General features: G+C 67.0%; 12 protein-coding genes. 10 read left to right on the forward strand and 2 right to left on the reverse strand.

All coding sequences use genetic code 11. The features are described from left to right. Positions 1-273: 273 nt before the first annotated feature. Entirely contained in the window at positions 274-1398 is a 1125-nt protein-coding gene (locus ABD301_RS19430) for an epoxide hydrolase family protein (RefSeq protein ID WP_344311655.1), read from the reverse strand. An 81-nt stretch (positions 1399-1479) separates the two neighbouring features. Between ABD301_RS19430 and ABD301_RS19435 the strand changes: the two genes are divergently transcribed. The 10 genes from ABD301_RS19435 (at position 1480) to ABD301_RS19480 (ending at position 13285) form a co-directional block, all read left to right on the forward strand. Beyond that, positions 1480-2064: a CGNR zinc finger domain-containing protein gene (locus tag ABD301_RS19435; RefSeq protein WP_344311657.1), complete on the forward strand. Its 585-nt coding sequence runs from the start codon at positions 1480-1482 to the stop codon at positions 2062-2064. 72 nt (positions 2065-2136) lie between these two features. Next, the gene (locus ABD301_RS19440; RefSeq protein ID WP_163572983.1) at positions 2137-3090 is read left to right on the forward strand and encodes a hypothetical protein; all 954 of its coding nucleotides are present in this window, start codon (positions 2137-2139) and stop codon (positions 3088-3090) included. Then, positions 3087-3806, forward strand: coding sequence for a DUF4129 domain-containing protein (locus ABD301_RS19445; protein WP_344311658.1), 720 nt, complete (start codon positions 3087-3089; stop codon positions 3804-3806). Before ABD301_RS19440 ends, ABD301_RS19445 begins: the two co-directional genes overlap by 4 nt. After that, entirely contained in the window at positions 3803-5068 is a 1266-nt protein-coding gene (locus tag ABD301_RS19450) for a DUF4350 domain-containing protein (RefSeq protein ID WP_344311659.1), read from the forward strand. Before ABD301_RS19445 ends, ABD301_RS19450 begins: the two co-directional genes overlap by 4 nt. A gap of 182 nt (positions 5069-5250) precedes the next feature. After that, positions 5251-6330 carry an AAA family ATPase gene (locus tag ABD301_RS19455; protein ID WP_344311867.1) on the forward strand — a complete coding sequence of 360 codons (1080 nt, stop codon included), beginning with the start codon at positions 5251-5253 and terminating at the stop codon, positions 6328-6330. Positions 6331-6337: 7 nt separating this feature from the next. Further along, a complete protein-coding gene (locus ABD301_RS19460; RefSeq protein ID WP_344311661.1) occupies positions 6338-7681 on the forward strand; it encodes a DUF58 domain-containing protein in 1344 nt (447 codons plus the stop codon). Positions 7682-7916: 235 nt separating this feature from the next. Next, on the forward strand, positions 7917-10655 hold the full coding sequence (locus tag ABD301_RS19465) for a DUF4082 domain-containing protein (protein ID WP_344311663.1): 2739 nt from the start codon (positions 7917-7919) through the stop codon (positions 10653-10655). A 4-nt stretch (positions 10656-10659) separates the two neighbouring features. Further along, entirely contained in the window at positions 10660-11412 is a 753-nt protein-coding gene (locus ABD301_RS19470) for an SDR family NAD(P)-dependent oxidoreductase (protein ID WP_344311665.1), read from the forward strand. After that, positions 11409-12131: a PIG-L deacetylase family protein gene (locus tag ABD301_RS19475; protein ID WP_344311666.1), complete on the forward strand. Its 723-nt coding sequence runs from the start codon at positions 11409-11411 to the stop codon at positions 12129-12131. Before ABD301_RS19470 ends, ABD301_RS19475 begins: the two co-directional genes overlap by 4 nt. Further along, a complete protein-coding gene (locus tag ABD301_RS19480) occupies positions 12098-13285 on the forward strand; it encodes a mandelate racemase/muconate lactonizing enzyme family protein (RefSeq protein ID WP_344311667.1) in 1188 nt (395 codons plus the stop codon). The genes ABD301_RS19475 and ABD301_RS19480 overlap by 34 nt, the downstream gene beginning before the upstream one ends. Here ABD301_RS19480 and ABD301_RS19485 read toward each other — a convergent pair. Next, positions 13282-14277 (reverse strand): stage II sporulation protein M, encoded by a 996-nt coding sequence (locus tag ABD301_RS19485; protein WP_344311670.1) that lies wholly within the window; start codon positions 14275-14277, stop codon positions 13282-13284. The two genes, ABD301_RS19480 and ABD301_RS19485, sit on opposite strands and share 4 nt — an antisense overlap. Positions 14278-14295: the final 18 nt, after the last annotated feature.

Raw genomic sequence — 14295 nt, forward strand, 5'->3', positions numbered from 1 at the left:
TGGGACGGGGTTGGGTTTCGTTGAAGTTGATCAACTTGGTGGGAATGGTGGCGGTTCCGCGCGGGGTGGGGACGTGGGGTTGGGTTTCGTTGAAGTTGACCAACTTGGTGGGAATGGTGGCGGTTCCGTACGGGGTGGGGACGTGGGGTTGGGTTTCGTTGAAGTTGACCAACCTGATGGAAATGGTGACGGTTCCGCGCGGGGGTGAGGAGTGCTGAGTCGGGTTCCGTACGAAGTTGGCCGACTATGGTCTAAAGAACGGGCGGGGCGGGGTTAGTGGGATCGTAAGGGGCGGAAGAAGGACTGGAGGTCGGCGGCTAGTAGTTGGGGTTCGTCGCGGGCGTAGAAGTGGGCGCCGCTGGGCATGGTGGTGTAGCGCTGGAGGTGGAAACTTCGCCGCACGTATTCCGGTGGTGGCACCGGAAGCATGATCTCTGGGTAGCCGCCGGGCCAGACCGCGACCGCGGTGGGGACCTTGACTCCGGGAAATGGTTTCGACACCGAATCGTGGCGTAGTTCGTAATAGAACATAAAAGAAGAGCCGATCGTACCGGTGGTCCAATAAAGCGTGAGGTTGGTCAGCAATTCGTCCAGGTCGTACCGATGGCCGCCGCTCCAGCTGTGGAATTTTTCCAGTACGTAGCCGGCCAAACCGGCTGGGGAGTCGAGCAGTCCGAGCGCCAGGGTGGCCGGTTTGGTGGCCTGGAACTGGATGTAGCCAGTCTCCTCGCCCGTCCACTGTGGATTGCCTTTCAGGAAACGCTGCTCGTCGGGGCTGAGATCCGTCGGATTTTGTGGTCGATAATGAGAAACACTGACGGGGTCAACGTGAATGCCAACGACTTGGTCAGGATGCTCGGCGCCCAGCCGGGCGGTGATCAGGCTGCCGATGTCGCCGCCGACCGCTCCAAAACGCCGGTAGCCGAGCTCGTCGGTCATCAGTCTCGCGAACCGGTTGGCGATGCTGGCGGCGGTCATCTCACCAGCCGCCGCTGGCGGGTCGGACAGCCCGTGGCCGGGCACCGAAGGCACCACTACGTCGAAGGCGTCGCGCGGATCCGCCGGGTGGGTGAGCAGCGGAATGAGCTTCTCGAACTCGGTGAAGGAGCTGGGCCAGCCGTGCGTCAGGACCAGCGGAAACGGGTCCGGCCCAGCACCACGCTGGTGGACGAAGTGAATGCCGTCGATTTTGTGGTGCGCCAGCTGGTTGAGTCGGGTTTCCTGAGCGCGCCAGTCAAACTTGTCCCGCCAGTACGCCAAAACCTCGCGCAGGTAGTCGAAATCCATCCCATACCGCCAGCCCGGTTCCGGAAACGGACCTGGCCACCGAGTCCTGTCGAGCCTTGCTTGCAAGTCAGCGAGTACCTCGTCGGGCACTTGCAGGGTGAACGTCGCCACGATGACCTCCATGTCCATGCGTACGACAGGAGTAAACGGGATTACCCATGTTTCGTCAAGGCGTGCTTTACTGGAGCGAACATGAAACTGTACGAAGCGTGGACGCTCCAGGGCGGTGCTCCGCCGGAGCTCCGCACGCTCGGCGCGTTCCTCAACACGCTCGACCGGCGGACGTTCGGCACGTACCAGCCGTGCGACGACCTGACCAGTCCGGCTGCCCTCGATCAGTGGCTGAGCTCACTCGGACTGGTCGCTGACGGCACGAAATCGACCCCGGCCGAATGCGCGCTCGCCCTCCGGCTGCGGACGGCGTTGCGAAATGCCGCACAGGCGCACCGCGACAGCGCTCAAGACGAGGCCCCGACAGCCGACCTCACCCGCAAACTTCCGCTGTACGCCGACATCCAACCGGACGGCTTGATCAACCTGGTCCCAGCGGCGATCGCCGGAACGGTCCGCCATGCGCTCGCCGCCCTGCTGGCCACCGCGACGATGGCTACCGTCGACGGCACCTGGCGGCGGGTGAAAATGTGCGCGGCGCCGGACTGCCACACCGTCTTCTATGACAACTCCAAACCGCACAATGGCCGTTGGTGCAGCCCAAAAGGCTGCGGCAACCGGCACAACACCCGCACGTACCGCAATCGCGCGAATCGCACGCCGTGAGGGCTGCCCCATCGGGCTCGGTGGTGGGCGGTCGTACGGGTGCGGGCTGACGAGGCGTGACACGATGGCGGCATGGTCGCGACCGCAGACGCCGCGGCGGCCGTGACCGCGGCGAACCCCGCACAGGCCTCGCCTGGGGTGGCCGAGGCGGACGTCAGAGGCGTGCCCAGCATCCCGATGCGACCGCTCGCGGTCGGTGAGGTCATTGACTACTCGTGGGACATGGTCCGGCGCTGGCCGCGGATCAGCCTGACGCTCGGCGCGCTCACCACCGTCGCCGTGCAGCTCGTCGCGTTGCCGATGGCGGCGCTGGTCGCCGTGGTGGCGGCCACCGTCGACACGAACGGAGTCGCCGGCACCCTCGCGTTGCTGCTGTCGATCGCCGGCGCCACGTTCGCGGTGACGGCACTGACATACACCGGCACCGCCGCGCTCTCCGGGATGCTGTCGATCGTCGCCGACGATGCGGTGACCGGCGTCGAGCCGTCGCTGCGCCGGGTCCGACGCAAGATGCGCGGGCGGTGGCCGGCCCTGATCGGCGTCAGCTTGGTGATCGGCGCGATCGAGAGCATCGCCTCGCTGATCTCCTCGTTCCTCCTGCTGTCCATCGGATGGATGGCGGTGCAGCCGCTGACGTCGATGGCGGCCCCGACGACGGTGTTGGAACGGCTCAACCCGTTCCGGGCGATCCGCCGGTCGGCGGCGCTGTCCGGCCGGGACAGCGGGCGGGTGATCCTCATCCGTTTCCTGGCCAGCGTGATCCAGAGCGTGTTGACCCTAGTGACCGGCGCCATCTACGGCGGTGGCGCGCTCCTGCTGCTGGGTTTCCTCGGGGAGACCACCCCGGTCCTGCTCGGGCTGCTCTTCGGCGCCGAGCTGGTCGCGCTCGTGACCGGCGCCCTGATCGCGCCGTTCGTGGCTTTCAACTCCGGCGTGCTCTACGCCGATCGCCGGATGCGGGGAGAGGGGCTGGACATCGAGGTCCTGCTGGCCAACCGGCGGCGCCGGCGCGGGGTGGCCCGGTGATCACCCTGCCCACGCTGCTCCTGCTGCCGTACAAACACACGCCCGTCGGCGGTGACGAAGCGCGCAAAGCCGCCGCGAAAGAGCTGTCCAAAGAGGCATATAAGCAGCATGAGCGGTCCCTGCTGGACCGCTGGCTGAACGACTTCATGGACTGGCTCAGCCGACACCTCAGCCCAGGTACGCAGGGCTCAGCAGCCAACAACTGGCTTCTCCTGATCGTGGTGGTCGCGGTGTTTTTGCTGGTCGCGGTGCTGATCTGGCGCTACGGGCTGCCCGCCAAGACGATCCGCGGCGGTGAGCCGGAACTCAAGCTCGGCACCGGTACGGCCGACAGCCACACCAACCTCGCCGACCGGTACGCGGCGGACGGCCGCTATGCGGAGGCGGTCCGGGAGCGGCTCCGCGCGATCGTACGGTCGTTGGAGCAACGTGACCTGCTCGATCCGCGGCCGGGCCGAACGGTGACCGAGATCGTCGCCGCGGTCCGCCGTTCGCTGCCGGACGCCACCGACCGACTGCGCGAGGGCGCACAGCTGTTCAGCGACATCTGGTACGGCAGTCGGACGGCTTCCGCCGCCGACGACGCGACCATGCGCGAGGTGTTCGCGACGGTGGCCGCCGCGAAGCCGTCCGTCAGCACCGATGAGCTCGTCGGCGCCGGTTGGGCACTGCCGGGCAGCGAAACCGACAACGGCGATGAGGCCCAGCCACGATGACCGTCGTCGCGCCGCCCACCCTCGCGCCTCCGCCGCCCCCAGGTGCGTACAAAGACCCCAAAGCGAGCGCGGTCGCCAGCCGCGCCTGGCGCTGGCTGTGGCTGCCGCTGCTCATCCTCGTGCTGGTCATCGCGGGTGCCAGCGTGGTGTTCATCGTCGACCTCGACAGCAGCGACACCGGCACCCTCAACCCGCACTCGTACCGGCCGGACGGCGGCAACGCGCTGCGGGTGCTGACCGAGCAGTACGGCACTCCGGTCGATACCCCGTCCACCAGCGCCGACGCGCTGAAGGCGGGGCTGGGCGGCGATGTCACGCTGCTGATCCCGGACACCGCGCCGCTGTCCGTACGAACGATCCAGTCGTTGAAAGCGCTGCCGCCGTCGACCCGCGTGGTCCTGCTGGCGCCTGATCGAGGAGCGCTGCACGTGCTCTTCCCCGACCTGGACTTCGGCGACTTCCCGGCGACCTCGCCGGTTGCTCCCAACTGCGACGCGCCGGAAGCGAAAGCGGCCGGCAGCATCGACTTCGACGGCGCCGGCTATCTCCCGAAGACGATCCACGCCGCCCACGTGACCAGCTGCTATCAGGGCGGGCTGCTGCTGGTCAGCGACTCCACCGGTCCCGAGTTCGCGCTGCTCGGCGACGCCAACCTGCTGACCAACGAGCACCTGACCGGGTACGGGCACGCCGCGCTGGGCATCAACCTGCTGTCTACCCACAGCCGGGTCGAGTGGCTCTACCTGGACCAGCCGGAGTCCGCCAGCAGCGAGGGCGGCGACGGTTCCCAAGCGCTGTTCCCGCCCTGGGTGGATGCCGCTTCCCTTTACCTGATCCTCGCCGGAGTGCTGGTCGCGCTGTGGCAGGCCCGCCGGCTGGGCGTCCCGGTCCCGGAGCCGCTGCCGGTGGTCGTACGGTCCGCCGAGACCGTTGAGGGACGCGCGCGGCTCTATCGCCGGGCAGGCGCTCGCAAGCTCGCCGCTGAGTCGTTGCGGGGTGGGGCGCTGGCCCGGATCACGCCGGCGCTCGGGCTCGGCGCGGACCCCGATCCGCGCGCGCTCATCATCGCGTTGGCGCAGCGCAGCGGGCGTACGACCCAAGAGATCCATCGACTGCTTTACAGCCCGCCGCCGACCGACGACCAGGGCCTGCTGGCGCTGGCCACCGAGCTGGACCGGCTGGTGGACGACTACCTGACCCAACTCACGATCGGCCGAGCCGGCGCCGATCAGGGCAATAACCCGGAGGGACCGCAGCAGTGACGCAGAGCTTTGAGTATTTCCCACCTCGCCCTCCGGCGCAGCCGCCCTACCCGCCACCGCCCAACCCGCAGTCGACGTGGCAGCAGCCGCCGGCCGAGCCACCCACGTCGGGGTCCGAGTGGCAGCAGCCGCCGACGGACCAGCCGGAGCCCGTGGTCGGATCTGACTCCGGGCAGGAGCCGATGCCAGCGGACCCGCCGGCCGCCGAACCCACGCTTGAAGAGCCGCTGGTGGCGGCGCACGACGAGACTCCGCCGCCGGCGTATCAGCAGTCCTCCGACCGGCCGGCCGAGATCGCACCGGACCCGCGCGGCGATGACGCGCGGGACGCGCTGACCCGGCTGCGCAGCGAGGTCGCCAAGGTGGTGATCGGCCAGGATGCCACCGTCACCGGCCTGGTGATCGCGTTGCTGTGCCGTGGCCACGTGCTCCTTGAGGGCGTGCCCGGCGTGGCGAAGACGCTGCTCGTACGCACGCTGTCCCACACGTTGCGGTTGGACCACAAGCGGGTCCAGTTCACCCCTGACCTGATGCCCGGCGATGTCACCGGCTCGCTGATTTACGACGCTCGTACGGCCGAGTTCTCGTTCCGGGCCGGGCCGGTGTTCACCAACCTGCTGCTCGCCGACGAGATCAACCGGACGCCTCCCAAGACCCAGGCCTCGCTGCTGGAGGCCATGGAGGAGCGGACCGTGTCCGTCGACGGCGAGTCCCGCCAGCTGCCGGACCCGTTTGTGGTGTGCGCGACCCAGAACCCGATCGAATACGAGGGCACCTACCCGCTGCCCGAGGCGCAGCTGGACCGTTTCCTGCTCAAGCTGACCGTGCCGCTGCCCAGCCGGGACGACGAAATCCGGGTCGTGCAGGCGCACAACGCCGGCTTCGACCCGCGGGACCTGCCGGCCGCCGGCGTACAACAGGTGGCTGGCGCCGACGACTTGGCCGCTGCCCGGGAGGCCGTCCGCAAGGTGCAGATCGCCGACCCGGTGCTCGGATATGTGGTGGACATCTGCCGGCAGACCCGGTCGTCGCCGTCGCTCTCGCTAGGTGCCTCGCCGCGTGGCGCGACCGCGCTGCTGGGGACCGCGAAGGCGTGGGCGTGGCTGTCCGGCCGTGGGTACGTGACGCCCGACGACGTGAAGGCCCTGGCCCGGCCGACCCTGCGGCACCGGGTCGCGGTCCGGCCGGAGGCGGAGCTGGAGGGCGTCACCGCCGACGGGGTGCTGGACACCGTGCTGGCGAGCGTCCCCGCTCCGCGTTGACCTCGCCATGCTGACCGGAAGAGCGGTCGTCCTTTTCGCCGCCGGTGTGGTGCTGATGCCGTTGTGGGGCGTTTTTGGCCTGTCTCCGTGGATCGGCTTGCTGATCTGTGTCGCCGTGCTGTTCCTGCTGCTGGTGGTGGACTGGAGTTTGGCCGCAGCGCCACGAAAAGTACGTATGCACCGAGATGGCGCGCTGCAGAGTCGGCTGGGCGAAACAGTCACTGTCGACCTGCACCTCACCCATGCCGGTAAACGGCCGTTGCGAGCGCTGGTACGGGACGCGTGGTTACCGTCGGCTGGTGCGACGCCGTACGCGCATCGCATTTCCCTGCGCCCAGGCCAAAGTGGCACCGTCACGACGACATTGACGCCGACCCGGCGAGGCGATCGGCGGACCGATCGGGTCACCGTCCGGGCGTACGGGCCGATGCGGCTCGCCTTCCGGCAGACCCGGCGCAAGACCGCGCGGCGGATCACTCCACAGTGGACACTGCTGGTGCTGCCGCCCTTTACCTCACGCAAGTTCCTGCCGGAGAAGCTGTCCAAACTTCGCCAGCTGGAAGGAAAACTCGCCGTTCGCGGGCGCGGTCAGGGAACCGAATTCGATTCGCTGCGGGAATATGTCGACGGCGACGACGTGAGGTCAATTGACTGGCGAGCCACCGCCCGGCGGGACACTGTCGTGGTACGGACCTGGCGTCCGGAACGCGATCGCAAGGTCGTCTGTGTCGTCGACACCGGCCGTACGTCCGCCGTCCGGGTCGCCGACATCCCGCGGCTCGACGCCGCCCTGGACGCCTGCCTGCTGCTCGGCGCCGTGGCCGCACGGGCCGACGACCGGGTGGACATGTTCGCCGTCGACACCGATGTGCAATCCCGGGTGACCGGTGCGCACCGCGCCAACATCCTGCCCAGCCTGGTCCAGGCGATGGCTCGACTTTTCCCGCGGCTGGTCGAAACCGACTTCTCGCTGATGGTCAGCGAGGTGCTCCGGGCCGAGCGCAAGCGATCGCTGGTGGTGCTTTTCACCGCGCTGGAACCGGCTGCCCTGGAACACGGCCTGCTGCCCGTACTGGGCGCCCTGACCGCCCGGCACACCGTCGTACTGGCCACCCCCAGCGACCCGACAGTGGCCGCGATGGCCGCCCCGATCACCCCCGGCGACCAGCGCAAACGCGGCTCCGAGGCGGTCTACGCCCGGGCCGCCGCCGAACGCGCGCTCGGCGACCGCCGCCGGATCATCGCCACTATGCGCCGTGCCGGCGTCGAAGTGGTCGACGCACCCGCCGACATCTTCGCCTCCAAGGTCGCCGACGCTTATCTCGAACTCAAAGCCGCCGGCCTGCTCTGACCTCCCGCCGGAGTCGCCCTCAGGCCACCCGTGAAGGTTTTGCCCGTTTTGTGACCCGTTTCGTGGCATTCGCCGAGGTTGGCTGGCCGCCCTCGGCGTCGACGGAGCGCACTTTCGCCGCGATCACAGGTTTGCGTGAAAGCGCTTGGAGGCCCTTGCCAGTGCGCAACTTCGGCCATATTATCTGGATCCACGGAAACATTTTCGATATATCGAAGATGGACGGGAGCTGGAAGTGACCATCTCGCGCAGGCGTTTTCTGTCCCTGACCGGCGGCACGATCGTGGGCGGTGCCGTGCTCGGTGTCGGAGGTGCGCCGGCGTACGCGGCCGGTGGACCGCCGCCCACCATCCCGGCACTGCAGTCGTGGGCGGCGGGTGCGGGGCAGTTCACCCTCGGCGACGCCAGCCGGATCGTGCTGAACAGTGCCGACAACGGGCAACTGCAGACCGCCGCCGAGGTGCTGGCCACTGACCTGGGCCGGCTGCTTGGCAGGACCGTCGAGATCGTCACCGGAACGCCGGCGGCCGGTGACCTGCAACTGACCTTCACCGGCAGTGCGACCGGCTTGGACGCCGAGGCGTACGAGCTGCGCGTCGGCTCGACCATCGAGGTGCGCGGCCCGAAATCCGGTGCATTCTGGGGCACTCGTACGCTCGTGCAGTGGTTTCGACAGAGCCGCACGATCCCCGGCGGGATTGCCCAGGACAGGCCAAAATACGCCGATCGCGGGTTGTTGGTGGCCAACGTCGCGAAATACTTCACGATGACCTGGTGGCAGGGCCAGATCGAAGAACTGTCATATCTGAAGATGAATCTGCTGTGGCTGTCGGTCGGCTACGACAGCACGCCGTTGGCGGATATGCAGGCGATCGCGCAGTATGCGGCCCGACACAACGTCACGATGGTGCCGCTTTTCAACATGCCCGGCCATATGGACAAACCGCTGACCGGACATCCAGATATGCAGCTGCCCGGCGTGCCCGCCAACCTCGACCTGAGCAAGGACGCCGCTTATCCGTTCGCCGCTGGCCTGCTCAACCCGCTGCTTAGCGCTTTCGACACGCCGTACTGGCACACCGGCGCGGACGAATACCTGGGCGACTACACCCCGTTTCCGCAGCTTGGTGCGTACGCGCGGGCACATTACGGACCAACCGCGGTGCCGGCGGACTGCCAGTACGGTTTTCTCAACTACCTCAACCCGATTGTCCGCGCCGCCGGCAAGACCATGCGCGTCTGGAACGACGGCATTCTCACCAGCGGAACCGTCCCCATCGACCAGAATGTCATCGTCGAGCACTGGGTTTCCTATCCCGCCGACAAAACACCGCAGCAACTGGTCGACCAGGGCTACGACGTATCGAACTCGAATCAGGATTTCCTTTACTATGACCCGGGAAACCGGCACCCGGATCCGCAGCGAATCTACGACAACTTCCACGTCGGCCTGTTCCACAACGGCTTGACGGTCTCCGACGACAGCCCGAAACTGCGCGGCGCGAAACTGAGCCTGTGGACCTTGCCGGACAGTGAGGGCGAGGAACTGGAGTCGGACACCCTGGCCAATCCGATGCGCTCGCTGGCCCAGCTGACCTGGGGATCACCGAAACCGTCGGCCACCTACTGGGGCGGTTTCGGTGCCATCATTGACAGTACCCGCCGGGCGCCGGGTTTCCCGAACCCGCGCTTTCGCTCGACACCTGTCAGCGGTGCCACCAGTTTCCCGCCGAGCAAAGGCATTTCCGTCCAATTCTATGACGCTGTCCAGGCCGGCTCGATCCAGCTATCCGTCAAGACCGCCAGCGGCGCGACCGTGGCCGGCAGCATGTCGTACGACGCTGGCAACAAGATCGCCACTTTCACCCCGTCCGGGCCGCTCGCGTCCCATGCCTCGCACACCGCGACGCTGATCGTGACGCCGGACCGCAATGACAACATTCCGGCCGTGCCCTTGCAAACTTCGTGGCAGTTTCAGACGGCACTGCCGACGCGGGCCGGGGACGTACGCACGATCTGGGAGGACGCCGATGAGCCGGGTCTGATCGCCGCGGACGGCGACGAGGTCGAGCTCGGACTGAAGTTCCGGTCCGACAGCGACGGTTCGGTGCTCGGCGTCCGGTTTTACAAGGCGCAGGGCAACGTTGGCGCACACACCGGCACGCTCTGGTCCGCCGACGGCAGCAGCCTCGCCACCGCCGCTTTCACCGCGGAGTCGGCCGCTGGCTGGCAGGAGGTCCGGTTCGGCACGGCTGTCCCGATTCAGTGGAAGAAGACCTACGCCGTCTCCTACCACGCGCCAAACGGCCGTTATGGCGCCACCAATAGCGCTTTTACCAACGCCGGCAAGGATAGCGGCCTGCTGCACGCACTGAAGTCTGGTGTCAGCGGCCCGAACGGGGTGTTCCACTACGGACCGCACGGCTTCCCGGCCGACTCGTACGAGGACACGAACTACTGGGTCGAGCCACTCGTCCAACTGGGCGCGCAGCCACGGGCGATCTGGGCCGACACCGACGCTCCCACCCTTTTCAGTGCCGACCCGGCCTCGGTCGAGCTGGGACTGAAGTTCCGGTCCGATGTGGACGGTGTGGTGGCCGGAGTACGGTTCTACAAGGGAACCAACAACACCGGTGTGCACATCGGGACACTGTGGAACGCAGCCGGCGGCAATCTCGGCTCGGCGACCTTCGCCGATGAGTCGGCCAGTGGGTGGCAGGAGGTCCGGTTCGCCGCCCCGGTCGCGGTCAAGGCGAACACCACCTACGTCGTGTCGTATTACGCCCCCAACGGCTGTTTTGCCGCCACCAACAACGCTTTTACCAGCGTTGGCAAGGACAACGCACCTCTGCACGCACTGCGGTCCGGGGTCGACGCAGGCAACGGTGTCTTCGTCTACGGCGCCAGCGGCTTCCCGACTCAGTCATTCGCTGACACCAACTATTGGGTCGACGTCGTTTTCACGACAGGATAGCCGGATGGGAGACGAACGTACGGCCGTGGTGGTGGGCGCCGGCGGTGACATCGGCGGCGCCTGTGCCCGGGAATTGGCGCTGTCGCATGACATCGTCGTCTGCGTGGACCGGAACCAGGAACGCGCGAAGGCCATCGCCCGGGCGATTCCCGGGCGTGCGAAGGTGGTGGTCGCGGACGCCACCGATATCGGGTTCGCCGGTTCGGTGACCGCCGCGGTCGAGAACGTACGGTCCGTGGTGCACGCCATCGCGTACGAGGAACAGAGCCCGGCCGAGACGATCACCCGAGACAGCATCGAGCGCAGCCTCGCCGTCGGACCGGTGGCGGCCCTGCTGACTTTTCGAGAGTTGCTGGTGAAAGAGCGGCTGACAGCTGGCGCCAGCCTGGTCGCGATCGGCTCGCTGCACGCGAGCATGCCGTTCGCCGGCTGCGTCGGATACAACGCGGCGCATGGCGCGCTGGCCCAGGTCGTGAGATCACTCGCGCACGAATGGGCGGACCGCCGCATTCGCGTCAACGCGGTGGTTCCCGGCTGGATCCGCACGCAGGGCGAGACGGATCTGTACGGAGACGAGTTTCTCGACTCAGTCGCCAGCGCACTCCCGTTCGGTCGGTTCGGCACTCCAGCCGATGTCGCCTCGACAGTCGGTTTTCTCTGCTCTGACAAGGCAGCTTACGTCTCTGGCTCATTCTTCACCGTCGACGGCGGTTTGGGCGCCTCGCTGGCCCGTCTCCCGCAAGGTCCGCCGACATGACCGTGGTCTGTGTTTTCGCCCATCAGGACGACGAAATGCGCTGCCTCGGCACGCTCGTACGGCTGCACGAGCAGGGCCAGCGGATCGGTTTCGTCTGCGTCACGAACGGCGACAAGGGGCTGTCTTTCGATGGCCCTGGTGGGCAACGCGAGGCCGCGGCCGTACGACAGCGGGAAATGCTGGCGGTGGCGAGCCATTTCGACGCCGAATATCTGTGCCTGGAACGGGAAGACGGATTCGCTGTCGGCGACCACGAATTGCGCACCGACCTCATCGAAGCGTTGCGCCGGCTGGCTGCGGAAGTGGTTTTCACGCACTGGACCAGCGACTACAACGACGATCACGTGGTGACCGCGAAAGCCGTCACGGATGCCGCACTTTTCACCGGCATCTCCTCTTTCGGCGCTGGTTCGCGGGCCCTGCCACGCACGCCGAGAATCTTCCACACCCATCCCGGTGAGGGATTCGGCTTCGAAGCGACCCATTTCGTCCCGCTCAGTTCCGCTCACGTACGACAAAAGGCCACGCTGATCCGGCGGCACGAGAGTCAGATGGACGTACGCCGGCGAATGCTCGGCTATGACTACGCGGACGAGATGGCCGACCACGATCGCGGTCAGGGCGCTCGACTGTCGGTCGCGGCGGCCGAGGCCTTCCGGCCCTGCCTCGCCGAGCGTCGGGTGCCGTGGCCATCGGATCTCCCCGGGCCGCTGGCGTGAAAATCACCGGAGTCACGCCTTTTCTGTTGCGTGGCGATGAAAAATACGGAACCGAAGGTGCGGAGGCGACGGACCAGGGAGATCACCTGCTGCTCGTACGCGTCGACACCGACGAGGGCATCAGCGGCTGGTCCGATGTAGAGACGCTCGGGCCGGTGGCTGTCCGGGTGCTCAGCGGCCGTGGCATGGGCGCGCTGGGTTTCCGTACGATCGCGGAAGAACTGGTCGGCAAGGACCCACTGCGACCCGACCTGGTGTGGGACGAGCTCTATGTGGCGACTGCCTATTACGGTCGGCGCGGTGTCGCCATGCACTGCATGTCAGCGGTCGACAACTGCCTCTGGTCGATCCGGGCGCAGGCCGAGGGCGTTGACCTCGCCGCCGCGCTCGGCGGCCGGCGGCGCGACCGATTGCCGGCTTACGCTTCGACACTTTTCCGGCCCCATCCGGAAAGAAACGCCGAGGCCGTCCGTCGATATGTCGAGCTCGGTTTCCGGGCGGTGAAATTCGGCTGGGGCGGCTTCGGGATGGATCCAGGACTGGACCGGGAAAACCTGGCGGCCATCCGGGACGCCCTACCGGCGGGCCACCAGCTGATGGTCGATCCAGGCTGGTATGTCGACGACGGCGGCCGCCCACGTACCCGTACGGCCGACCAGATCCGCACGATGCTGTCGATCCTGAGCGACTTCCAGCCGTACTGGGTGGAGGATTTCGTGCATCCGGAGGACTTCGGTCAATACCGGAGTTTCAAGGCGGAATTCCCGGGGCTGCGGTTCGCGGCCGGCGAGCAGCAGGCCACGATCTGGGACTTTCGCCGGCTGCTGACCGAATCCGACATCGACGTGCTGCAGCCCGACCTGTCCCGCTGCGGTGGCCTGACCGTCGCACTCGCGCTGCGCGCCGAGACGGATCGGGAAATCGTCACGCACTCCTGGCTTACCGATCTCCTGCACGCGTACAGCCTGCATTTCCTCGCCACCCTGCCAAGCGTCACCTGGGTCGAGTTCAACGTGGCGCAGAGCGAGCTGAGCCGTGGCGCCTGTTCCTCGCGACTGGCGTTGGAGCCGGACGGGACGGTCGCGGTGCCGACCGGAATCGGGCTCGGCGTCGAGGTCGACGAGGATTTCGTACGATCAAAGCTGAATAGCTAAGCCATCGGGACGTAGTCTTCGCGTTCGCCCACTCGAAGGTCGCCGGTTTCGCCCGTACCAGCCGCCCGGCGGCCGAAAAAGATGACATAGAAAAGGAAACTGCCGAAAGCGAGCACACCGATGGCGATCCGGGCGAAGGTGGGTAGCGGGGATGGGGTGACGAAACCTTCGATGGCGCCGCTGACGGCCAGTACGCCGGCGAGTCCGATCGCCGCGGTGACGCCGGCTCTGGCTTCGGTGGCGACCGCCTGCGCACGCGTACGCAGTCGGCCCGGCGCGACCCACGCCCAGCCGATCCGCATGCCCACTCCGGCGGCCACGAAAACCGCGGTCAGCTCCAGCAGCCCGTGCGGCAGAATAAGGCCGAAGAAAATGTCCGCTCGATGGTTGGCGATCATGATGCCGCCGATCACGCCAACGTTGAGAATGTTCTGGTAGAGCACGTAAATCACCGGCAGGATCAGCACTCCGGCGACCAACGCCATGGCTGTCAGCAAGGCATTGTTCAGCCAGACCTGGGCGGCGAAGGCCTGCGCCGGGTGATCGCTGTAATAACTGGCGAAATCCTTGTCCACCAAGTGCTTGATGTCATCCGGCGTACCGATTCGGGACTGCACGTTCGGGTTCAGTGCGATATAGGCCATGATCGAGAACGCCACCAGCGAGCAGATCGTGGCGACCGCGCACCACCAGCGCCAAGCCCGATAGACGGTGACCGGGAAGGTGACGATGAAGAACCGGGCCACGTCCGACCACGCTGGTGCCACGGTGCCGGTGACCGCCGCTCGGCCGGCCGCCACCAGCCGGGACAGCCGGCCAATCAGCGCCGCGTCCGGCGATCGGCTCTGCACCACCGACAAATGCGTCGCGACCCGTTGGTAGAGCCCGATCAGCTCGTCGGTCTCCTCGCCAGAAAGCCGCCGCTTCCGGGACAGCTCGGCCAGCCGGTCCCACTCGGTCGAGTGCTCCATGACAAAGGCGTCGATGTCCACGCCCGCCAGCGTAACCGC

It is taken from the genome of Fodinicola feengrottensis (assembly GCF_039530045.1).
Lineage (GTDB): Bacteria > Actinomycetota > Actinomycetes > Mycobacteriales > HKI-0501 > Fodinicola > Fodinicola feengrottensis.